This window comes from Streptomyces sp. NPDC001750 (assembly GCF_042892615.1).
GTDB lineage: Bacteria > Actinomycetota > Actinomycetes > Streptomycetales > Streptomycetaceae > Streptomyces.
The window spans coordinates 466,190-485,697 of sequence record NZ_JBIAUE010000001.1 but is presented as its reverse complement, the minus strand read 5'-3'; the positions used below and the strand labels follow the sequence as shown (position 1 = coordinate 485,697).

Sequence of the window (19,508 nt, the reverse complement as noted above, 5' to 3'; positions counted from 1 at the left end):
TCGGTGTGTGCGGGCCCTTCGTGGGTTTCGGCCGGGCGCGGCGTCTGGGCGCGTTCGCCGTGCCGCCGGTCAGGGGCGCCAGAGCCAGGGGCGGGCGTCGATGCCCAGGGCCGCGACCGCCGGGCGGCCGTCCGGGGCGAGGTGCAGGGCCGGGGCGTCGAGGGGTACGGGGCCGCGCGACCGTACGGACAGGCCGCGGGGGGTGCGGAGCTGGATCAGGCCCTCCTGCGTGCGGCCGAGCAGGACGGGGGAGTGGGCCGGACCGGCCGCGCCGACGGGGCCGTAGCCGTTGAAGCCGGGGCGGTCGCCGAGGATCCGGCCGTGTCCGTCGAGGCCGGTGTAGTAGCCGGTTGCTGCCGGGCCACGGCCGTCGAGATCGCTCCCGTCCGCCGCCTCGCCGGTCCGTACGGTGGTCAGCGCGGCCTTCGCCGCCGCGCGGTAGTAGAGGTCGATCGTCCCGTCCGGGGACGTCAGCGCGGCAGGGCCGTCGCCCGGGACCGGCACCTCGCCGATCTGGGTGTGCGCGGTCACCGGGTCCTCGGGGGTGTCCTGCGTCCAGTGGTGCACCGCGAACCGGCCCGCCGCGAAGACGTGGACCCGGCCGGCGGCGTCCACCACGGTGCTCAGGCCGTCCTGGACCTCGCCGCCGCCCATGTCCCGCCACTCGCTCCACCGGCCGTCCGTGTCCCGTACCCGGGTGCTGAGACCCTTCTCCGCGTTCCGCACGAAGAGATGGACCCGCCCGTCGGGGGCGGTGACCGCGACCGGGACGCCGATCCGGCGGCCCGCGTCCTGGCCGTGCTCCGGGTTGCCCAGCCCCTCCCAGGCCCGGAAGGCGCCGCCGGGGGAACGCTGTTCGAGGACGACGATCTCGCGTGCGTTGTCCGCCCCGTGCCCGCCGAGCGCGGCGAACCGAAGACCCAGGAGCAGTTGTCGCCCGTCCGGCAGGGGCGCGCCGCCGAGGACCGGGGCGAGCGGGCCGCCGCCGAGGTCGTCCGGCGCGTCCCACACCCCGCTGCCCGGAGCGCTCTCGCGCCAGCGGACCGCCCGCAGCCCCAGCACCCCGTACGCGACGAGCCGGCCGTCCGGTTCGGTGCCGAGGACGGGGCGGGGGCCCGGGTAGCGGTAGTGGGTGGACCGCACCCAGCCCTTCCGATTGGTGAGCGGACGGTCGCCGCCGACGTTGTAGTCGCCGCATCCGGCGGGGTTGCCGCAGTCCCAGTCGGGCGAACCGCCGTACGGAACGAGCGGGGCGGCCTTCTCCGCGAGCACGGCGGGCGGCAGGTTCTTGGGCCAGTGCCGGTTGTAGTACGCGCGGTACGCGGTGGTGACGAAGCCAGGTACTTCGCCGCCGTTCCTGGTGGCCCGCGCCACCCAGCGGATCAGTGCCGTCCAGGTGAAGAGTGCGGCGGCGGTGTGGTCGGGGTGGTCGGAGTAGCCCTTCTGCTCACTGTCCCGGCGCCGCTCGGCCTCGCTGCTGTGCTGGATGTCGGGGTCCGGGTCCAGGGTGTGCACGACGGTCGGCCGGTACTGGTCGAACAGCCCCACCAGGACGTCGACCAGACCGTCGTACGTGTATGAACCGGCCTGCCGCAACGGCGAGCCGTCGGCGACGACGGTGGGCAGCACGAGGCGCCGGTCCTGCCAGAGGCTGGGCAGCCCGAGCCGCCCGTACGTGGTGTGCATGGCGGTGCTGATATGGATCAGTTCGACGCTGCGGCCGTTGTGCGCGAGCCGGTTGATCTCGGCCCGGTGACCTCCGTGCAGGTCGATGACGGACTTCTGCCAGTCCGTGAACCGGTCGAGGCCGAGCAGGGTCGCGTAGGCCTGGCGGAGGCCCTGGTGCCGGGCGGAGGAGTACGCGGCCTTGTCGGGGGCGGGCAGCGGCCGGCCAGGCATCCGGTTGACGCCGTCCGCCTCGCCCCCGGTCAGGTACACGCACACCAGGGGCGTTCCGTCGTGGAACGCCTGCTGGGTGTCCGGGTTCATGAAGTACAGGTCGTCGTCCGGGTGGGCGAGGACCTGCATCATCAAGGCCCGTGGCGAGGCGCTGATCGGCAGTCCGGGCAGCGGGTCGGCGGCGGGGTCGCGGCGGCGGGGCGGCGCGGGGGCCGTGCACGCGGCGAGGGCCGCCGTGCCGGTGGCGACGGCCGCGGCCGTCAGGAGGGCGCGGCGCGGGAACGTGGATGAGGCGGCGCCCGCGGGCACCGTGCGCGCCGCGGGCCGGTCCGTCGCACGCCGATCCGGTACGAGTCGATCCGCCACGCCGTGCTCCGTCCGCCTCACGCGCAGCGGCCGACCGGTCCACGGGCCGGCGCTGCGTACTGGTACGCGCAGGTCGCGGCGGGTGCCACCGCTGCTGCGGGGGGATAGACGGAGATCGACGGGAGAGGGTTGCCTGGTCAGCGCCACCGAATGTGGTACGGGCGGGGGCCGGGGGCACCGGACGGGTGGGAGCGGAATGTTCGGTTCGGTGATCTCTTGGGACACGTCTCTCGGCGGGGCCGGGCGTGCGCACAACCGTCAAGAGCAATGAGCCCCATGCGTAAGGGGGTTGTCCAGGGCTCGTCCCGCGTTGTCCCGGCCGTCCGGGGTGACGTGCTGGGAGCGGTGGGGCGGGTGAGGTGAGGGTGGGGGGCGGTGCCGTGACCACTGCTGCGCCCGGGTGGCGAACAGGGGTTCTATCTGTTGTCCGTCGTCGGTGTCCAGCGCGCCCGGACCCGGGACGGGCCGCGTCTCACGGGTGATCGTGTCCGGCGGCTGAACCGGGCGGCCGAGGGGCGCCGCGCGTCAGCGCACCTCCGGAGCGTCGCCGCCCTCCGCGCGGGTGAGGCGGGCCTCCGGCAGCCCACGCAGCAGTTCCCCGCCGATCTCCGCCAGCCGGGTCGCGTCCGGCGGGGTGCGGCCGAGGCCGATCGCGTACCGCACATGGGACGCGTCGGTCTCGTACGGGCGCGGCCAGGCGTGGGCGTCCGGGGCGCCCGCCTCCGCGAGGGCGGCGAGCAGGGCCAGGATCCGGCCCCGGAAGCGGCCCTCGTCCTCGCCCCGGCGTACGGAGACGAGCGCCCAGGCGGCGTGGCGCAGAGGCAGGGGAGGCCGGGCGCGGAGCAGGGAGCGGGGCACGGGGGCGGTGTCGGGGACGGACTCCAGGATCTCCCAGGCGCGGAACAGCTCCTCGGTGACCAGGTCGCGGCCCGCCGCCGAGACCTGTGTGGTGCAGGAACGCACGGGGGCGGTCGGGGTCAGCACGGTCAGCGGCTGCTGCACAGGGCCTGGGCTCTCCTCGATCTCCCCGATGCCGACCGGGTGGCCCCAGTCCCGGACCGCCCAGGTGGCGAAGAAGTGCCGGAGCAGGGGGAGCGGCGGCAGGTCGCCCGACTCGTGCGCGGTACGGGCCACGAGGACCGACCAGGCCAGGCCCGGCAGCCCGCCGCACGGGGCGGAGTCCAGGCCGCGTGCCCGTGCCCACGCCTTGACCTCGCGGGCCAGTCCGGCGAACGCGGCCCGGTGCGGGGCCGCCGCCGCGAGCACCGCGTCCGCGTCGCTCACCGCGCTGAGCGCCCTGGCCGCCGCCTCGCCCAGCTCGGTACGGCGGCCCACCGCCTCGGCCGGGGGCAGGGCCCCGGTCGGGACGGTCACCAGGTCCACCCGCAGACCGCCGGCGCCGAAGCGCAGACCGGGCACCCGGGCGCCGGTCACCTCGCGCACGTCGACGGCGTCCGGCAGCGCCGCCGTCAGCCGTCCCCGTACGCCGGCACCCGGCGCGTCCACGGTGCCCGGCACCGCCGCGACCAGATCCACGTCCGCGCCGGGCAGTGCGCAGCCCATCCGCCGCGAGCCCACCAGGTGGACCCGGGCCTCCGGCAGGGCGGCCGCCACCCGGCGGACCAGCTCGGCCGCCCGCGCTTCGTCGGCCGCCAATGCCTCGTCGGTCTCGTCGGCCGTGTCAGCCGCGCAAGGCTCATCGTCCTGCGCCGCCCCCGTCCTCAGCTCCACCCGCACCCCGAAGTGGTCCGAGACGTACAGTCCGTCCGGCGCCGGTACATCGCCCAGCAGCACCGCCGACATCGGGCGCCACCGCTCCGAGCGGACCAGCACCCGGTCCAGCCGGGACGCCCGGCCCGACAGGGAGGAGACGGCGGCCAGCGGGTTGACCGACGGGTCGAAGGTCGGCGTGCGGTCCGCCGCGCCGTGCACCCGGCTCCAGGCGTCCGCCATCCCCAGTCGCCGCTGCGGGGTGTCCCCGCCGTCGTTGAAGTCGCCGAGCAGCAGCACCTCGCCCTCGACGGCCGCCAACCCCGTTGCCAGGTCGGTCAGTTCGGCGTCCCGCCGGTCCGCGCCGTTCGGCGAGTGGTCGCTGCTGAGATGGGTGGCCGCGACCGTGACCGGCCCCGCCCCGCTCTCCACCACGACGGCGGCGACCGCCTTGTGCGGACCCAGCTCGTGCAGCCCCGCCTCCCGCACGGGGAGCCTGCTGAGCAGCAGCAGACCGCAGTCGGGGGTGTCCCGGCCGTCCGGATCGGCCCAGAACGTGTAGTGCTCACGGGCCCAGGGCGCGTCCAGGAGGAGGGCGAGCAGGGCGGGTTCGGCCTCCTGGAGCGCGATGACGTCCGCGTCCGCCGTGCACAGCGCGTCCAGCAGCAGCGGCCTGCGCCGGGCGGTGTCGATGCGGTCACTGTCGTAGCGGTCCCAGAGGGTGTTCCAGGTCAGCACGGTCAGGAGCCCGCCGGGCCCGGGGAGCGGCGGCCCGTCGCCCTCCACCGGCGCCCAGGTGCCCCGGGACGCGCAGAACGCGTGCGGGGTCCGTGAGGTGAAGTACGGGGACGGCAGTCGCCGCGGGGCGCGTACCCGCCCGGCCTCCGTCGCGTCGATCCGATCCACGCCGGCCGCCCGGTCCCACACCACCTCGCCGTCCGCCTCGATGAACAGCACCCGGTGCCAGGGGATCTCGCCCCCCGGTGTGAACCGGGGGAGCGGCACCCGCTTCGGCGCCCTCCCGCGCTGCGCCACGCCCATCACGAAGCGTGCCGGTTCGAACCGGGCGTCCCAGCGGACCCGGTGGTAGATCTCCTCGCTGGTACGCATCCGTGCTCCGTCCTCTTCTCTTTCCCCGCTGTCCGCGCCTCCGCCGCTACGCCCGGTCCTCCACCGTCCCGCCGGCTCCGACGTACCAGGTGCGGTGCGCCTGACCCGGGTACGGGGGCGCGTACCGGCGCAGCTGCGAGGCCAGTACCTCCGGCGGCACCGGGTGGGCGCGCCGCCCGTTGCGGCGGACCAGCTCCGCCTCCTCGACGACTGTCACGGCGTGGGTGACCAGCGCGTCCCGCCGCCGGGCCACCGCGTGCACCAGGGAACGCTGGTGCGCGTTGAGCGAGGTGGCGTCCCAGACGACCGTGCCACCCGCCGCGAGCGCGGCGTCCAGCCGGTCCAGGCCCTCGCGCAGCACCTCCCCGTTGGCCCGCTGGTCGGCGCGCGCGCCCCGGGCCCCGCGCAGGTCGTCGAGGGACACGTACGCGTCCACGTCCGGCAGGTCCCGGGCGAAGGTGCTCTTGCCGCCGCCCGACGGGCCGACCAGCTGGATCAGGCACGGGAAGCCCCCTCCGCGCCACCGCCAGGTCGCGGCGACCGCCTCGCCGACGGTGCTGATCCGGCCCAGCGCGTACGCCTCGCGGGCCTGCGCGCGGCAGCGGTCCGCGGCCGTCGGCTCCAGGTCCGCGAACGCCTCGTCCAGCCCGGCCGGCTCCCGTACGTCCTGCGCGTGCAGCGCCGACCACTCCACCTGCTCGCGCTCCTCGTCGCTCCCCGCGACGGCCGCGGCCAGCGCGTGCAGCACCTCCAGGTCGGCGGCGAACGACATCCGGGCCAGGCCGGTGCGCCGTTCCTCGTCCGGGTACGGGCGGTGCAGCGAGGGGTGCAGCCCGACGAGGTCGGCGACGCGGCGGGCCACCGGCATGCCCACGGTCCCTGCCAGCGCGGGCGCCAGCTCCGTGCGCCGCCCCCGGTGCAGCAGCGCGGCCAGGACACCGGTCAGCCGGTCGTCGCCGGTACGGCCCAGCGCGTCGAGCGCGTCGGACATCGCGGCGGCGGCCCCGGCGTCCGCACGGGAGCCGGGCCCCACACCCCCGGGCCCGCCCGCGCCCGCGCCGGAACCCGCGCCCCCGGCGCCCCCCGCGCCGGAACCCGCGCCCGCACCCGAATCCGTGCCCCCGGCGCCCGCCGCTGACGCCCCCACCGCCCCGGCCAGCGCCGCCGCGTCCACGGGCGCGCCGGACCGTACGGCCCAGAGGGCCGCCGCCGGACCGAGCCCGTTCTCCACCACGGCGGCGTGCATCCAGTGCGTGTCCGTCCGTACGTGGCCGGGCCGCACCCACTTCGCCACCAGGCGCCCGAAGTCCGCCGCGTCGAAGCCGTCGGCGGGGCGGACGACGTACCCCTCCTGCCGGCCGGTGTCCGGCCGCAGCGCCCGCAGGGCCTTCTCGGCGCGGGCGTCGAGCACTCCGCGCCACAGCACCGGCGGCACCGGTATCCCCAGACCGCGCAGGAAGGCCACCGTCCGGTCCCAGTCCAGGCAGCGCTCGCCGTCCCAGACGGAGAAACCGTAGAACCAGCTCTCCAGGCCGTCGTACGGGATGGAGTGGCGGGCGAACATGTTCTCGCCGCACACCCGCCGTCCCGCGGGGATCCGGGAGCCGATCCGGCCCTGGAGCGCCTTCACCCAGCCCCGCGAGGGGTGGTGGGCGGAGTCGAGGGAGCGGGCGTGCAGACCGTCGGCGTAGAGCGTGGTGTTCTCGCCGTCCAGCTTCTCGGTCACGACCACCTCGCGGCCCGCCAGCCCGGACAGGTCCGCGATCCGCACGTCGTCCGAGGTGGCCCCGGGGGACCAGGGCAGGTGCGGGGTGCGCGGATAGTGCGTACGCATGACAAGGGCCCCTGGTGACGGAGAAACGGTACGGCGCTGGTGGGAACAGACGTCCGGCCGGTCACTGTAGGGCTGGGGAGAGGTCGGGTTCGACCGGTTTACGGGGCGACGGCCCGGTGCGGCGCGCCCGCCGGGCACGCGTGGTCGGCGCCCGTCGTGCGGGCCCCGACGTGCCCCGTACAGCCCTCCGGAACCACTCCGACGCCCGCCCGCGTTTGACCCGTCGGGTACGGCGGGTACTATCTCCGGCCCGATTGGCCAGGCCCGTGGCCCGTATGGCACACTGCTCAGGTTGCTCGGTTGAGTGTCAATGCTGCGCGCCTCCCGCCGGGAGGACCGGAAGCGAGTCCCACAGTACTCGTCGACCCCCTGCGGGTCGGACGTACGGGAATCTTCCGGGAAGCGTCAGCGGGGCCCCGGCCAGGCACCCGGCGGGTATTCACCCCCGACGCTCCTCGCGGAGCATCGCGGTCCTCGGGTCCGCACCCCCTCAATACGGGAGATTCCTCAGGGAATTCCACGTGGAGGGGTTGCGACACGCCCGACCGCGTGGGTCGGAGGCGGAGGCTGAACCGCCGGGTTCCAGAGCGTTAGCGAGAGACAGGACTACTAGTAGCCATGGCGGGACAGAAGATCCGCATCCGGCTCAAGGCCTACGACCACGAGGTCATCGACTCCTCGGCGAAGAAGATCGTCGAGACGGTGACCCGCACTGGTGCGTCGGTCGCGGGCCCGGTGCCGCTGCCCACTGAGAAGAACGTGTACTGCGTCATCAAGTCGCCGCACAAGTACAAGGACTCGCGCGAGCACTTCGAGATGCGCACGCACAAGCGCCTCATCGACATCCTCGACCCCACGCCGAAGACGGTTGACTCGCTGATGCGTCTCGACCTGCCGGCGGGCGTCGACATCGAGATCAAGCTCTGAGGTGACGCGCGAGATGGCTAAGAACATCAAGGGCATCCTGGGCGAGAAGCTCGGCATGACGCAGGTCTGGGACGAGAACAACCGGGTCGTCCCGGTGACCGTCGTCAAGGCCGGCCCGAACGTCGTGACCCAGGTCCGTACGAACGACAGCGACGGCTACGAGTCGGTCCAGATCGCCTTCGGCGAGATCGACCCGCGCAAGGTGAACAAGCCCCTCAAGGGCCACTTCGCCAAGGCCGACGTGACCCCGCGCCGCCACCTGGTGGAGCTCCGCACCGCTGACGCCGCCGAGTACACGCTCGGCCAGGAGATCACCGCCGAGGTCTTCGAGGCCGGCGTGAAGGTCGACGTCACCGGCAAGAGCAAGGGCAAGGGCTTCGCCGGTGCCATGAAGCGCCACAACTTCCGTGGTGGCAAGGCCTCCCACGGTGCCCACCGCGTGCACCGCAAGCCCGGTTCGATCGGTGGCTGCGCCACCCCGGGCCGTGTCTTCAAGGGCATGCGCATGGCCGGCCGCATGGGCAACGAGCGCGTCACCACCCAGAACCTGACCGTTCACGCCGTTGACGCGGAGAAGGGTCTGCTCCTCATCAAGGGAGCCGTCCCCGGTCCGAACGGCGGCCTCGTCCTGGTCCGTACCGCGGCCAAGGGGGCCTGAGGAACCGATGAGCACCATTGACATCCTTTCGCCGGCAGGCGACAAGGCCGGGACCGTCGAGCTCCCCGCGGAGATCTTCGACGCGAAGACCAGCGTTCCGCTGATCCACCAGGTCGTCGTCGCGCAGCTGGCAGCTGCCCGTCAGGGCACGCACAAGACCAAGACCCGCGGCGAGGTCCGCGGCGGTGGCAAGAAGCCGTACCGCCAGAAGGGCACCGGCCGCGCCCGTCAGGGTTCGACCCGCGCTCCGCAGTTCGCCGGCGGTGGCGTCGTCCACGGCCCGCAGCCGCGTGACTACTCGCAGCGGACCCCGAAGAAGATGAAGGCCGCCGCCCTGCGCGGTGCCCTCTCGGACCGGGCCCGTCACTCCCGCATCCACGTCGTCACCGGCGTGGTCGACGGAACCGTCTCCACCAAGGCCGCCAAGACGCTGTTCGGCAAGATCACGGAGCGCAAGAACCTGCTCCTGGTCGTCGACCGCGCCGACGAGGCCGCGTGGCTGTCCGCCCGCAACCTGCCCCAGGTGCACATCCTGGAGCCGGGCCAGCTGAACACGTACGACGTGATCGTCTCCGACGACGTGGTCTTCACCCAGGCCGCCCTCGAGTCCTTCGTGTCTGGCCCCCAGACCGCTGAGACCGAAGGGAGCGACGCCTGATGAGCGAGGCGACCGTTACCAGCAAGACCTTCACGGACCCGCGCGACGTCCTCGTCAAGCCGGTCGTGTCGGAGAAGAGCTACGCGCTGCTCGACGAGAACAAGTACACGTTCATCGTCGCGCCGGGCTCCAACAAGACCCAGATCAAGCAGGCCGTGGAAGCGGTCTTCTCGGTCAAGGTCACCGGGGTCAACACGATCAACCGGCAGGGCAAGCGCAAGCGCACCCGCACCGGTTTCGGCAAGCGCGCCGACACCAAGCGCGCCATCGTGACCCTCGCCGAGGGCGACCGTATCGACATCTTCGGCGGTCCGACCGCCTGAGGGCGGTCTGGATCGTCCGGAATCGGACGAGGACTGAGAAATGGGTATCCGCAAGTACAAGCCGACGACCCCGGGCCGTCGTGGCTCCAGCGTCGCCGACTTTGTCGAGATCACGCGGTCCACGCCGGAGAAGTCGCTGGTCCGCCCCCTGCACAACAAGGGCGGCCGTAACAACGCCGGTCGTGTGACCGTTCGCCACCAGGGTGGTGGCCACAAGCGCGCCTACCGCGTGATCGACTTCCGTCGTCACGACAAGGACGGCGTGCCGGCCAAGGTCGCGCACATCGAGTACGACCCCAACCGCACCGCGCGCATCGCGCTCCTGCACTACGCGGACGGCGAGAAGCGCTACATCATCGCGCCGCGTGGCCTGTCGCAGGGCGACCGTGTCGAGAACGGCCCCGCCGCCGACATCAAGCCCGGCAACAACCTGGCGCTGCGCAACATCCCGGTCGGTACGACCATCCACGCCATCGAGCTGCGGCCCGGCGGCGGCGCGAAGTTCGCCCGTTCCGCGGGTGCCTCCGTGCAGCTGCTGGCGAAGGAGGGCTCCATGGCCCACCTCCGCATGCCGTCCGGCGAGATCCGCCTGGTCGACGCGCGCTGCCGCGCCACCATCGGCGAGGTCGGCAACGCCGAGCAGTCGAACATCAACTGGGGCAAGGCCGGCCGCATGCGCTGGAAGGGCGTCCGCCCGACCGTCCGCGGTGTCGCGATGAACCCGGTTGACCACCCGCACGGTGGTGGTGAGGGCAAGACCTCCGGTGGTCGCCACCCGGTCTCGCCGTGGGGTCAGAAGGAGGGTCGTACTCGTTCTCCCAAGAAGGCGAGCAACAAGTACATCGTCCGCCGCCGCAAGACGAACAAGAAGCGCTAGGAGCGGGTTTAGATGCCGCGCAGTCTCAAGAAGGGGCCCTTCGTCGACGGCCACCTCATCAAGAAGGTGGACGCGCAGAACGAGGCAGGCACCAAGAACGTCATCAAGACCTGGTCCCGTCGCTCGATGATCGTCCCGGCGATGCTGGGTCACACCATCGCGGTGCACAACGGCAAGATCCACGTCCCGGTGTTCGTCACCGAGTCGATGGTCGGCCACAAGCTCGGCGAGTTCTCGCCGACTCGCACCTTCCGCGGCCACGTCAAGGACGACCGGAAGTCGAAGCGCCGCTAAGCGGGGTGGAACGACTCATGACTTACACCGAAGGGACAACCATGGAAGCCAGGGCCCAGGCGCGGTACATCCGCGTCACGCCCATGAAGGCCCGCCGCGTGGTGGACCTCATCCGTGGCATGGACGCCACGGAGGCTCAGGCGGTCCTGCGTTTCGCCCCGCAGGCCGCGAGCGTGCCGGTTGGCAAGGTGCTGGACAGCGCCATCGCCAACGCCGCACACAACTACGACCACACCGACGCCTCCACGCTGGTCATCAGCGAGGCGTACGTGGACGAGGGCCCGACCCTGAAGCGGTTCCGGCCGCGCGCCCAGGGCCGTGCCTACCGGATCCGTAAGCGGACCAGCCACATCACCGTGGTCGTCAGCAGCAAGGAAGGAACCCGGTAATGGGCCAGAAGGTAAACCCGCACGGGTTCCGACTCGGCATTACCACGGACTTCAAGTCCCGCTGGTACGCCGACAAGCTGTACAAGGACTACGTCAAGGAAGACGTCGCCATTCGTCGCATGATGACGAAGGGCATGGAGCGGGCCGGCATCTCCAAGGTGGAGATCGAGCGCACCCGCGACCGCGTCCGCGTTGACATCCACACCGCTCGCCCGGGCATCGTCATCGGCCGCCGCGGCGCCGAGGCCGACCGCATCCGCGGCGAGCTGGAGAAGCTCACCGGCAAGCAGGTCCAGCTGAACATCCTCGAGGTCAAGAACCCCGAGGTGGACGCTCAGCTGGTGGCCCAGGCCGTCGCCGAGCAGCTGTCCTCCCGCGTCTCCTTCCGTCGTGCCATGCGCAAGAGCATGCAGAGCTCGATGAAGGCCGGCGCCAAGGGCATCAAGATCCAGTGCGGTGGCCGCCTCGGCGGCGCCGAGATGTCCCGCTCGGAGTTCTACCGCGAGGGCCGTGTGCCCCTGCACACGCTCCGCGCGAACGTCGACTACGGCTTCTTCGAGGCCAAGACGACCTTCGGCCGCATCGGTGTGAAGGTCTGGATCTACAAGGGCGACGTTAAGAACATCGCCGAGGTCCGCGCCGAGAACGCCGCCGCCCGTGCCGGCAACCGCCCGGCCCGTGGTGGCGCCGACCGCCCGGCCGGCCGCGGCCGCGGTGGCGAGCGTGGCGGCCGCGGCCGCAAGCCGCAGCAGCAGTCGGCTCCGGCCGAGGCCCCCAAGGCCGAGGCTCCCGCCGCTGCCGCTCCGGCTGCTGAGAGCACCGGAACGGAGGCCTGACCGAAATGCTGATCCCCCGTAGGGTCAAGCACCGCAAGCAGCACCACCCGAAGCGCAGCGGTATGTCCAAGGGTGGCACGCAGGTTGCGTTCGGCGAGTACGGCATCCAGGCGCTGACCCCGGCGTACGTGACGAACCGCCAGATCGAGGCGGCTCGTATCGCGATGACCCGCCACATCAAGCGTGGCGGCAAGGTCTGGATCAACATCTACCCGGACCGTCCCCTGACGAAGAAGCCGGCCGAGACCCGCATGGGTTCCGGTAAGGGTTCTCCCGAGTGGTGGATCGCGAACGTCAAGCCGGGTCGGGTGATGTTCGAGCTGTCCTACCCGAACGAGAAGATTGCTCGTGAGGCGCTCACCCGCGCTGCTCACAAGCTTCCGATGAAGTGCCGCATCGTTCGGCGCGAGGCAGGTGAGGCGTGATGTCGGCCGGAACCAAGGCGTCCGAGCTGCGCGAGCTGGGCAACGAGGAGCTGCTCAACAAGCTCCGCGAGGCCAAGGAAGAGCTGTTCAACCTCCGCTTCCAGGCGGCGACCGGACAGCTCGAGAACCACGGCCGGCTCAAGTCCGTCCGTAAGGACATCGCCCGGATCTACACCCTGATGCGCGAGCGTGAGCTGGGCATCGAGACGGTGGAGAGCGCCTGATGAGCGAGAAGACTGTGACTGAGACGAACACCGACCGCGGTTTCCGCAAGACCCGTGAGGGTCTGGTCGTCAGCGACAAGATGGACAAGACCGTCGTCGTCGCCGTCGAGGACCGTGTGAAGCACGCGCTGTACGGCAAGGTCATCCGCCGTACGAACAAGCTGAAGGCCCACGACGAGCAGAACGCCGCAGGCGTCGGCGACCGCGTCCTCCTCATGGAGACCCGGCCGCTGTCCGCGACGAAGCGCTGGCGCGTCGTCGAGATCCTCGAGAAGGCCAAGTAATTCCTGAGGGGCATCCCCCTCAGGCAAGTTCCGCCAGGCTCGGTGGGGTCCGCTCCGGACACGGGGCGGCCCCCGCCGGGAACCGGCAGACGATCAGGAGATAGACGTGATCCAGCAGGAGTCGCGACTTCGCGTCGCCGACAACACGGGTGCGAAGGAAATCCTCACCATCCGTGTTCTCGGTGGTTCGGGTCGCCGCTACGCGGGCATCGGTGACGTCATCGTCGCCACCGTCAAGGACGCGATCCCCGGTGGCAACGTGAAGAAGGGTGACGTCGTCAAGGCCGTCATCGTTCGCACCGTCAAGGAGCGTCGTCGTCAGGATGGCTCGTACATCCGCTTCGACGAGAACGCCGCCGTCATTCTGAAGAACGACGGCGACCCCCGCGGCACCCGCATCTTCGGCCCGGTGGGCCGGGAGCTGCGCGAGAAGAAGTTCATGAAGATCATCTCGCTCGCGCCGGAGGTGCTGTAAGCATGAAGATCAAGAAGGGCGACCTGGTACAGGTCATCACCGGTAAGGACAAGGGCAAGCAGGGCAAGGTCATCGTGGCCTACCCGGCTCAGGACCGTGTCCTCGTCGAGGGTGTCAACCGGGTCAAGAAGCACACCAAGGCCGGTCAGACGGCTCGCGGTTCGCAGACCGGCGGCATCGTCACCACCGAGGCCCCGATTCACGTCAGCAACGTGCAGCTGGTCGTGGAGAAGGACGGCAAGAAGGTCGTCACTCGCGTCGGCTACCGCTTCGACGACGAGGGCAACAAGATCCGCGTTGCCAAGCGGACCGGTGAGGACATCTGATGACTGCCACCACTGCGCCGCGTCTCAAGACGCGCTACCGCGAGGAAATCGCCGGCAAGCTGCGTGAGGAGTTCTCCTACGAGAACGTCATGCAGGTCCCCGGCCTGGTCAAGATCGTGGTCAACATGGGTGTGGGCGACGCCGCCCGCGACTCCAAGCTGATCGACGGCGCCGTGCGCGACCTCACCACGATCACCGGCCAGAAGCCGGCCGTCACCAAGGCCCGCAAGTCCATCGCGCAGTTCAAGCTGCGCGAGGGGCAGCCGATCGGCTGCCACGTCACCCTCCGCGGTGACCGGATGTGGGAGTTCCTGGACCGTACGCTGTCGCTCGCGCTGCCGCGTATCCGTGACTTCCGCGGTCTGTCGCCGAAGCAGTTCGACGGCCGTGGCAACTACACCTTCGGTCTCACGGAGCAGGTCATGTTCCACGAGATCGACCAGGACAAGATCGACCGGGTCCGGGGCATGGACATCACCGTGGTGACCACGGCGACCAACGACGACGAGGGTCGTGCCCTCCTTCGTCACCTCGGCTTCCCGTTCAAGGAGAACTGACCGTGGCGAAGAAGGCTCTGATCGCTAAGGCCGCCCGCAAGCCGAAGTTCGGCGTCCGCGCGTACACGCGGTGCCAGCGCTGCGGCCGGCCCCACTCCGTCTACCGCAAGTTCGGCCTGTGCCGCGTGTGCCTTCGTGAGATGGCTCACCGCGGCGAGCTGCCGGGCGTGACCAAGAGCTCCTGGTAATTCCCCTCCGCCCCCTGGGCGTTGGGAATCACCCGGAAGCTCTCGGTAAGCATCTGGTCGGCGGGAGCCCCGCCTCGCATGCCGTAGGCTTGCGGGGTTGGGCGCCTGCCGCCCATGACCGACTTACTACGCCGTAGGTCCCCGCACCGCACCCGTCCCGCCTCTGAGCGGGGAGAGGGATGGCGCATACAGGAAACCCCGGCGAGAGAGGCCGAAGGCCAATTCATGACCATGACTGATCCGATCGCAGACATGCTCACGCGTCTGCGTAACGCGAACTCGGCTTACCACGACTCGGTGTCGATGCCGCACAGCAAGATCAAGTCGCACATCGCGGAGATCCTCCAGCAGGAGGGCTTCATCACCGGCTGGAAGGTCGAGGACGCCGAGGTCGGCAAGAACCTCGTCCTGGAGCTGAAGTTCGGCCCGAACCGCGAGCGTTCGATCGCCGGCATCAAGCGCATCTCCAAGCCGGGTCTGCGTGTCTACGCAAAGTCCACCAACCTGCCGAAGGTCCTCGGCGGCCTGGGCGTGGCGATCATCTCCACGTCCCACGGTCTCCTGACCGGCCAGCAGGCGCAGAAGAAGGGCGTAGGTGGGGAAGTCCTCGCCTACGTCTGGTAGTCGGGAACGGAGGAAAAGCTCATGTCGCGAATCGGCAAGCTCCCCATCCAGGTTCCCGCCGGTGTGGACGTCACCATCGACGGCCGCACGGTCGCCGTGAAGGGTCCCAAGGGCACCCTCACGCACACCGTCGCGTCGCCGATCGAGGTCACCAAGGGTGAGGACGGCGTCCTGAACGTCACCCGCCCGAACGACGAGCGTCAGAACAAGGCCCTGCACGGCCTGTCCCGCACGCTGGTGGCGAACATGATCACCGGTGTGACCCAGGGATACACCAAGGCGCTCGAGATCAGCGGTGTCGGTTACCGCGTCCAGGCGAAGGGCTCCAACCTGGAGTTCGCCCTGGGCTACAGCCACCCGATCGTCGTCGAGGCGCCGGAAGGCATCACCTTCAAGGTCGAGTCCCCGACCAAGCTGTCGGTCGAGGGCATCGACAAGCAGAAGGTCGGCGAGGTGGCGGCCAACATCCGCAAGCTGCGGAAGCCCGACCCGTACAAGGCGAAGGGCGTCAAGTACGCCGGCGAGGTCATCCGCCGCAAGGTCGGAAAGGCTGGTAAGTAGCCATGGCATACGGCGTGAAGATCGCCAAGGGCGACGCCTACAAGCGCGCCGCCCGCAAGCGTCGCCACATCCGTGTCCGCAAGTACGTCTCGGGTACGCCGGAGCGTCCCCGTCTGGTCGTGACGCGGTCCAACCGCCACATGGTGGCCCAGGTCATCGACGACGTCGCGGGTCACACGCTCGCGTCCGCGTCCACCCTGGACGTCTCCATCCGTGGTGGCGAGGGCGACAAGAGCACCCAGGCCAAGCAGGTCGGCGCACTGGTCGCTGAGCGCGCCAAGGCCGCAGGCGTCGAGGCCGTCGTGTTCGACCGCGGCGGCAACCAGTACGCCGGGCGGATTGCCGCTCTGGCTGACGCCGCCCGTGAAGCCGGGCTGAAGTTCTGAGCCCCGGTTCCTACGCACAGCGGACGTAACAGAGAGAGGTAAATCCAATGGCTGGACCCCAGCGCCGCGGCAGCGGTGCCGGTGGCGGCGAGCGGCGGGACCGGAAGGGCCGTGACGGCGGCGCAGCTGCCGCCGAGAAGACCGCGTACGTCGAGCGCGTCGTCGCGATCAACCGTGTCGCCAAGGTTGTGAAGGGTGGTCGTCGCTTCAGCTTCACCGCGCTGGTCGTGGTGGGCGACGGTGACGGCACCGTCGGTGTCGGCTACGGCAAGGCCAAGGAAGTTCCCGCGGCCATCGCCAAGGGCGTCGAGGAGGCCAAGAAGAACTTCTTCAAGGTCCCCCGCATCCAGGGCACCATCCCGCACCCGATCCAGGGCGAGAAGGCCGCGGGCGTCGTCCTGCTCAAGCCGGCTTCCCCCGGTACCGGTGTGATCGCCGGTGGCCCGGTGCGCGCCGTCCTGGAGTGCGCCGGCGTTCACGACATCCTGTCGAAGTCGCTCGGCTCCGACAACGCGATCAACATCGTGCACGCGACCGTGGCGGCCCTCAAGGGTCTGCAGCGTCCCGAGGAGATCGCGGCCCGCCGCGGTCTGCCGCTCGAGGACGTCGCCCCCGCCGCCCTGCTCCGTGCGCGTGCTGGGGCGGGTGTGTGATGGCCCGTCTCAAGATCACGCAGACGAAGTCGTACATCGGCAGCAAGCAGAACCACCGCGACACCCTGCGTTCGCTCGGGCTCAAGCGCCTGAACGACGTGGTCGTCAAGGAGGACCGCCCCGAGTTCCGCGGCATGGTGCACACCGTCCGCCACCTCGTGACGGTCGAGGAGGTCGACTGACATGGCGGAGAACAAGCCGCTGAAGGCCCATGACCTCCGGCCCGCCCCGGGCGCCAAGACCGCCAAGACCCGTGTGGGTCGTGGTGAGGCGTCCAAGGGTAAGACCGCCGGTCGTGGCACCAAGGGCACCAAGGCCCGCTACCAGGTTCCGGAGCGCTTCGAGGGTGGGCAGATGCCCCTCCACATGCGTCTCCCGAAGCTCAAGGGCTTCAAGAACCCGTTCCGCACCGAGTACCAGGTCGTGAACCTGGACCGTCTCGCGGCCCTCTACCCCGAGGGTGGCGAGGTCACCGTGGCCGACCTGGTCGCCAAGGGTGCCGTGCGCAACAACCACCTCGTCAAGGTCCTCGGACAGGGCGAGATCTCCGTGGCGCTGCAGGTGACGGTCGACGCCGTCTCCGGCTCCGCCAAGGAGAAGATCACCGCCGCCGGCGGTACCGTCACCGAGCTCGTCTGAGACGACTCGATGGCCTGAACATCCGACCGGGGATGCCTCTCATATGGGGCATCCCCGGTTGGTCGTTCCTTGGGGGGCATGGTCGCCGGTAAGGTGGCGTGCGTTGTTGTGTGGTAGCCCCTGGCCCCGGCCCGGGGAGCCGCTGATTTGTTTCGTATTTGTCGAACCTCAAGACCGTCACCTCTTCGCATTGCGCGGGGGTCGCAGGAGGCACCGTGCTCACCGCGTTCGCCCGGGCGTTCAAGACGCCCGACCTGCGCAAGAAGCTGCTGTTCACGCTCGGCATCATCGTGATCTATCGGCTCGGGGCGCACATCCCGGTTCCGGGAGTGAGCTACGAGAACGTCCAGATCTGTGTGGATCAGGCCAGTAAGGGCAACAACAGCCTCTTCGGCCTGGTGAACATGTTCAGTGGCGGCGCGCTGCTGCAGATCACGATCTTCGCGCTCGGCATCATGCCGTACATCACGGCCAGCATCATTCTCCAGCTGCTGACCGTGGTGATTCCCCGACTCGAGGCGCTCAAGAAGGAGGGGCAGAGCGGCCAGGCCAAGATCACGCAGTACACGCGTTATCTGACCGTCGCGCTCGCCATCCTCCAGGGCACCGGTCTGGTGGCCACCGCCACCAGTGGCGCGCTGTTCAGCGGCTGCCCGGTCGCCGACCAGATCGTGCCGAACCAGTCGATCTTCACCACCATCGTCATGGTGATCACGATGACCGCGGGCACCGCGACCGTGATGTGGCTCGGTGAGCTCATCACCGACCGCGGTATCGGCAACGGCATGTCGATCCTGATGTTCATCTCGATCGCCGCCAGCTTCCCGGGCGCCCTGTGGGCCATCAAGACCAGCGGCAAGCTGGCCGACGGCTGGATCGAGTTCGGCACCGTCATCCTGATCGGCTTCGTGATGGTCGGGCTCGTCGTCTTCGTCGAGCAGGCCCAGCGCCGCATCCCGGTGCAGTACGCGAAGCGGATGATCGGCCGCAGGTCGTACGGCGGCACCTCGACGTACATCCCGCTGAAGGTGAACCAGGCGGGTGTGATCCCCGTCATCTTCGCTTCTTCGCTGCTCTACATCCCCGCCCTGATCGTGCAGTTCTCCAACTCGAACGCGGGCTGGGCGACCTGGATCCGGGACAACTTCGTCAAGGGCGACCACCCTTACTACATCACCGCGTACTTCCTCCTGATCGTCTTCTTCGCCTTCTTCTACGTGGCGATTTCGTTCAACCCCGAGGAAGTCGCCGACAACATGAAGAAGTATGGTGGGTTCATCCCGGGTATCCGGGCTGGTCGACCTACTGCCGAGTACCTGAGCTATGTGCTCAACAGGATCACTTGGCCGGGCTCGCTGTATCTGGGCCTGATCGCTCTGGTGCCGACAATGGCGTTGGCAGGCTTCGGTGGTGCCAATCAGAACTTCCCGTTCGGCGGGACGAGCATCCTGATCATCGTGGGTGTGGGTCTGGAGACCGTGAAGCAGATCGAGAGTCAGCTCCAGCAGCGCAATTACGAAGGGTTCCTCCGCTGATGCGAATCGTCCTCGTCGGGCCGCCCGGTGCCGGCAAGGGAACGCAGGCTGCGTACCTTGCCAAGAACCTGTCGATTCCGCAGATTTCCACGGGCGATCTCTTCCGCGCCAACATCAGCCAGGGCACGGACCTTGGCAAGCAGGCCCGTGCCTACATGGACGCGGGGCAGTTGGTCCCGGACGAGGTCACCATCGGGATGGCCAAGGACCGCATGTCCCAGCCGGACGCCGAGAACGGGTTCCTGCTGGACGGCTTCCCGCGCAACGTGGGCCAGGCCGAGGCGCTCGACGCCATGCTCAAGGACGAGGGCACGAAGCTGGACGCGGTCCTGGACCTGGAGGTCCCCGAGGACGAGGTGGTCAAGCGCATCGCGGGCCGCCGGATCTGCCGCAACGACGGCTCGCACGTCTTCCACGTCGCGTACAACCCGCCGAAGACCGAGGGCGTCTGCGACGTCTGCGGCGGCGAGCTGTACCAGCGCGACGACGACAGCGAGGAGACGGTGCGCACCCGGCTGGAGGTCTACCACACGCAGACCGAGCCGATCATCGACTACTACCGGGAGCAGAACCTGGTGGTCACCATCTCCGCGCTCGGCAAGGTCACGGACGTGACCGAGCGGGCGATGGAGGCCCTGAAGTCCGACGAGGACTGAGCGGGACCTTCGCAGTACTCGTACAGTCGGCCGCGGCGTCCTCGGGCGCCGCGGCCGACTGCGTGCGCCGTATCGTTGAGTACGCCGCACCCGT

General features: G+C 70.0%; 26 protein-coding genes. 23 read left to right on the top strand and 3 right to left on the bottom strand.

All coding sequences use genetic code 11. The features are described from left to right. Positions 1–69 precede the first annotated feature (69 nt). The 3 genes from ACFYY6_RS02175 to ACFYY6_RS02165 form a co-directional block, all read right to left on the bottom strand. The gene (locus tag ACFYY6_RS02175; RefSeq protein ID WP_386608397.1) at positions 70–2,028 is read right to left on the bottom strand and encodes a PIG-L family deacetylase; all 1,959 of its coding nucleotides are present in this window, start codon (positions 2,026–2,028) and stop codon (positions 70–72) included. A 762-nt stretch (positions 2,029–2,790) separates the two neighbouring features. Further along, complete coding sequence (locus ACFYY6_RS02170) at positions 2,791–5,085, bottom strand: poly(A) polymerase (protein ID WP_389191278.1); 2,295 nt, start codon at positions 5,083–5,085, stop codon at positions 2,791–2,793. Positions 5,086–5,131: 46 nt separating this feature from the next. Continuing rightward, positions 5,132–6,919, bottom strand: coding sequence for an RNA ligase family protein (locus tag ACFYY6_RS02165; protein WP_351627580.1), 1,788 nt, complete (start codon positions 6,917–6,919; stop codon positions 5,132–5,134). Between the two features lie 618 nt (positions 6,920–7,537). Here ACFYY6_RS02165 and rpsJ point away from each other — a divergent pair. The 23 genes from rpsJ (at position 7,538) to ACFYY6_RS02050 (ending at position 19,414) form a co-directional block, all read left to right on the top strand. Further along, complete coding sequence (gene rpsJ, locus ACFYY6_RS02160) at positions 7,538–7,846, top strand: 30S ribosomal protein S10 (RefSeq protein ID WP_003948644.1); 309 nt, start codon at positions 7,538–7,540, stop codon at positions 7,844–7,846. Positions 7,847–7,859: 13 nt separating this feature from the next. Further along, a complete protein-coding gene (gene rplC / locus ACFYY6_RS02155) occupies positions 7,860–8,504 on the top strand; it encodes a 50S ribosomal protein L3 (protein WP_351521145.1) in 645 nt (214 codons plus the stop codon). Positions 8,505–8,511: 7 nt separating this feature from the next. Next, positions 8,512–9,162, top strand: coding sequence for a 50S ribosomal protein L4 (gene rplD / locus ACFYY6_RS02150; protein ID WP_351521146.1), 651 nt, complete (start codon positions 8,512–8,514; stop codon positions 9,160–9,162). Further along, positions 9,162–9,485, top strand: coding sequence for a 50S ribosomal protein L23 (rplW, locus tag ACFYY6_RS02145; RefSeq protein WP_335934456.1), 324 nt, complete (start codon positions 9,162–9,164; stop codon positions 9,483–9,485). The genes rplD and rplW overlap by 1 nt, the downstream gene beginning before the upstream one ends. A 40-nt stretch (positions 9,486–9,525) precedes the next feature. Beyond that, a complete protein-coding gene (gene rplB / locus ACFYY6_RS02140) occupies positions 9,526–10,362 on the top strand; it encodes a 50S ribosomal protein L2 (RefSeq protein WP_073786778.1) in 837 nt (278 codons plus the stop codon). A 12-nt stretch (positions 10,363–10,374) separates the two neighbouring features. Next, positions 10,375–10,656: a 30S ribosomal protein S19 gene (gene rpsS, locus ACFYY6_RS02135; protein ID WP_283853425.1), complete on the top strand. Its 282-nt coding sequence runs from the start codon at positions 10,375–10,377 to the stop codon at positions 10,654–10,656. A 41-nt stretch (positions 10,657–10,697) separates the two neighbouring features. After that, positions 10,698–11,045, top strand: coding sequence for a 50S ribosomal protein L22 (rplV, locus tag ACFYY6_RS02130; protein WP_009997296.1), 348 nt, complete (start codon positions 10,698–10,700; stop codon positions 11,043–11,045). Beyond that, positions 11,045–11,881 (top strand): 30S ribosomal protein S3, encoded by an 837-nt coding sequence (rpsC, locus tag ACFYY6_RS02125; protein WP_073786782.1) that lies wholly within the window; start codon positions 11,045–11,047, stop codon positions 11,879–11,881. Before rplV ends, rpsC begins: the two co-directional genes overlap by 1 nt. Positions 11,882–11,886: 5 nt before the next feature. Next, on the top strand, positions 11,887–12,306 hold the full coding sequence (rplP, locus tag ACFYY6_RS02120; protein WP_072485538.1) for a 50S ribosomal protein L16: 420 nt from the start codon (positions 11,887–11,889) through the stop codon (positions 12,304–12,306). Then, positions 12,306–12,530 carry a 50S ribosomal protein L29 gene (gene rpmC / locus ACFYY6_RS02115; RefSeq protein WP_015035581.1) on the top strand — a complete coding sequence of 75 codons (225 nt, stop codon included), beginning with the start codon at positions 12,306–12,308 and terminating at the stop codon, positions 12,528–12,530. Before rplP ends, rpmC begins: the two co-directional genes overlap by 1 nt. Continuing rightward, positions 12,530–12,814, top strand: coding sequence for a 30S ribosomal protein S17 (gene rpsQ, locus ACFYY6_RS02110; protein WP_030977953.1), 285 nt, complete (start codon positions 12,530–12,532; stop codon positions 12,812–12,814). The genes rpmC and rpsQ overlap by 1 nt, the downstream gene beginning before the upstream one ends. 106 nt (positions 12,815–12,920) lie before the next feature. Further along, positions 12,921–13,289, top strand: coding sequence for a 50S ribosomal protein L14 (rplN, locus tag ACFYY6_RS02105; RefSeq protein WP_003966950.1), 369 nt, complete (start codon positions 12,921–12,923; stop codon positions 13,287–13,289). Between the two features lie 2 nt (positions 13,290–13,291). After that, positions 13,292–13,615: a 50S ribosomal protein L24 gene (gene rplX, locus ACFYY6_RS02100; RefSeq protein ID WP_073786786.1), complete on the top strand. Its 324-nt coding sequence runs from the start codon at positions 13,292–13,294 to the stop codon at positions 13,613–13,615. Continuing rightward, positions 13,615–14,172: a 50S ribosomal protein L5 gene (gene rplE, locus ACFYY6_RS02095; RefSeq protein WP_006126888.1), complete on the top strand. Its 558-nt coding sequence runs from the start codon at positions 13,615–13,617 to the stop codon at positions 14,170–14,172. Before rplX ends, rplE begins: the two co-directional genes overlap by 1 nt. A gap of 2 nt (positions 14,173–14,174) precedes the next feature. After that, positions 14,175–14,360: a type Z 30S ribosomal protein S14 gene (locus ACFYY6_RS02090; RefSeq protein ID WP_003956452.1), complete on the top strand. Its 186-nt coding sequence runs from the start codon at positions 14,175–14,177 to the stop codon at positions 14,358–14,360. Positions 14,361–14,585: 225 nt separating this feature from the next. Then, positions 14,586–14,984, top strand: coding sequence for a 30S ribosomal protein S8 (gene rpsH, locus ACFYY6_RS02085; protein WP_019888762.1), 399 nt, complete (start codon positions 14,586–14,588; stop codon positions 14,982–14,984). Between the two features lie 21 nt (positions 14,985–15,005). Next, complete coding sequence (gene rplF / locus ACFYY6_RS02080) at positions 15,006–15,545, top strand: 50S ribosomal protein L6 (RefSeq protein ID WP_073786788.1); 540 nt, start codon at positions 15,006–15,008, stop codon at positions 15,543–15,545. Positions 15,546–15,547: 2 nt separating this feature from the next. After that, on the top strand, positions 15,548–15,931 hold the full coding sequence (rplR, locus tag ACFYY6_RS02075) for a 50S ribosomal protein L18 (protein ID WP_335934428.1): 384 nt from the start codon (positions 15,548–15,550) through the stop codon (positions 15,929–15,931). A 47-nt stretch (positions 15,932–15,978) separates the two neighbouring features. After that, entirely contained in the window at positions 15,979–16,584 is a 606-nt protein-coding gene (gene rpsE / locus ACFYY6_RS02070; protein ID WP_335934427.1) for a 30S ribosomal protein S5, read from the top strand. After that, positions 16,584–16,766: a 50S ribosomal protein L30 gene (rpmD, locus tag ACFYY6_RS02065; RefSeq protein ID WP_005313525.1), complete on the top strand. Its 183-nt coding sequence runs from the start codon at positions 16,584–16,586 to the stop codon at positions 16,764–16,766. The genes rpsE and rpmD overlap by 1 nt, the downstream gene beginning before the upstream one ends. A gap of 1 nt (position 16,767) precedes the next feature. Further along, positions 16,768–17,223, top strand: a complete 456-nt coding sequence (gene rplO, locus ACFYY6_RS02060) for a 50S ribosomal protein L15 (protein WP_073786794.1) — start codon at positions 16,768–16,770, stop codon at positions 17,221–17,223. Positions 17,224–17,438: 215 nt separating this feature from the next. Then, positions 17,439–18,758 (top strand): preprotein translocase subunit SecY, encoded by a 1,320-nt coding sequence (gene secY, locus ACFYY6_RS02055; RefSeq protein WP_351525706.1) that lies wholly within the window; start codon positions 17,439–17,441, stop codon positions 18,756–18,758. Further along, positions 18,758–19,414 carry an adenylate kinase gene (locus tag ACFYY6_RS02050; protein ID WP_351525705.1) on the top strand — a complete coding sequence of 219 codons (657 nt, stop codon included), beginning with the start codon at positions 18,758–18,760 and terminating at the stop codon, positions 19,412–19,414. The genes secY and ACFYY6_RS02050 overlap by 1 nt, the downstream gene beginning before the upstream one ends. Positions 19,415–19,508 lie beyond the last annotated feature (94 nt).

Coding starts and splice junctions, on each gene's coding strand:
- ACFYY6_RS02175 (WP_386608397.1), bottom strand. CDS start 2,028: ATGCAGGTCCTCGCCCACCCGGACGACGACCTGTACTTCATGAACCCG.
- ACFYY6_RS02170 (WP_389191278.1), bottom strand. CDS start 5,085: ATGCGTACCAGCGAGGAGATCTACCACCGGGTCCGCTGGGACGCCCGG.
- ACFYY6_RS02165 (WP_351627580.1), bottom strand. CDS start 6,919: ATGCGTACGCACTATCCGCGCACCCCGCACCTGCCCTGGTCCCCCGGG.
- rpsJ (WP_003948644.1), top strand. CDS start 7,538: ATGGCGGGACAGAAGATCCGCATCCGGCTCAAGGCCTACGACCACGAG.
- rplC (WP_351521145.1), top strand. CDS start 7,860: ATGGCTAAGAACATCAAGGGCATCCTGGGCGAGAAGCTCGGCATGACG.
- rplD (WP_351521146.1), top strand. CDS start 8,512: ATGAGCACCATTGACATCCTTTCGCCGGCAGGCGACAAGGCCGGGACC.
- rplW (WP_335934456.1), top strand. CDS start 9,162: ATGAGCGAGGCGACCGTTACCAGCAAGACCTTCACGGACCCGCGCGAC.
- rplB (WP_073786778.1), top strand. CDS start 9,526: ATGGGTATCCGCAAGTACAAGCCGACGACCCCGGGCCGTCGTGGCTCC.
- rpsS (WP_283853425.1), top strand. CDS start 10,375: ATGCCGCGCAGTCTCAAGAAGGGGCCCTTCGTCGACGGCCACCTCATC.
- rplV (WP_009997296.1), top strand. CDS start 10,698: ATGGAAGCCAGGGCCCAGGCGCGGTACATCCGCGTCACGCCCATGAAG.
- rpsC (WP_073786782.1), top strand. CDS start 11,045: ATGGGCCAGAAGGTAAACCCGCACGGGTTCCGACTCGGCATTACCACG.
- rplP (WP_072485538.1), top strand. CDS start 11,887: ATGCTGATCCCCCGTAGGGTCAAGCACCGCAAGCAGCACCACCCGAAG.
- rpmC (WP_015035581.1), top strand. CDS start 12,306: ATGTCGGCCGGAACCAAGGCGTCCGAGCTGCGCGAGCTGGGCAACGAG.
- rpsQ (WP_030977953.1), top strand. CDS start 12,530: ATGAGCGAGAAGACTGTGACTGAGACGAACACCGACCGCGGTTTCCGC.
- rplX (WP_073786786.1), top strand. CDS start 13,292: ATGAAGATCAAGAAGGGCGACCTGGTACAGGTCATCACCGGTAAGGAC.
- rplE (WP_006126888.1), top strand. CDS start 13,615: ATGACTGCCACCACTGCGCCGCGTCTCAAGACGCGCTACCGCGAGGAA.
- rpsH (WP_019888762.1), top strand. CDS start 14,586: ATGACCATGACTGATCCGATCGCAGACATGCTCACGCGTCTGCGTAAC.
- rplF (WP_073786788.1), top strand. CDS start 15,006: ATGTCGCGAATCGGCAAGCTCCCCATCCAGGTTCCCGCCGGTGTGGAC.
- rplR (WP_335934428.1), top strand. CDS start 15,548: ATGGCATACGGCGTGAAGATCGCCAAGGGCGACGCCTACAAGCGCGCC.
- rpsE (WP_335934427.1), top strand. CDS start 15,979: ATGGCTGGACCCCAGCGCCGCGGCAGCGGTGCCGGTGGCGGCGAGCGG.
- rpmD (WP_005313525.1), top strand. CDS start 16,584: ATGGCCCGTCTCAAGATCACGCAGACGAAGTCGTACATCGGCAGCAAG.
- rplO (WP_073786794.1), top strand. CDS start 16,768: ATGGCGGAGAACAAGCCGCTGAAGGCCCATGACCTCCGGCCCGCCCCG.
- ACFYY6_RS02050 (WP_351525705.1), top strand. CDS start 18,758: ATGCGAATCGTCCTCGTCGGGCCGCCCGGTGCCGGCAAGGGAACGCAG.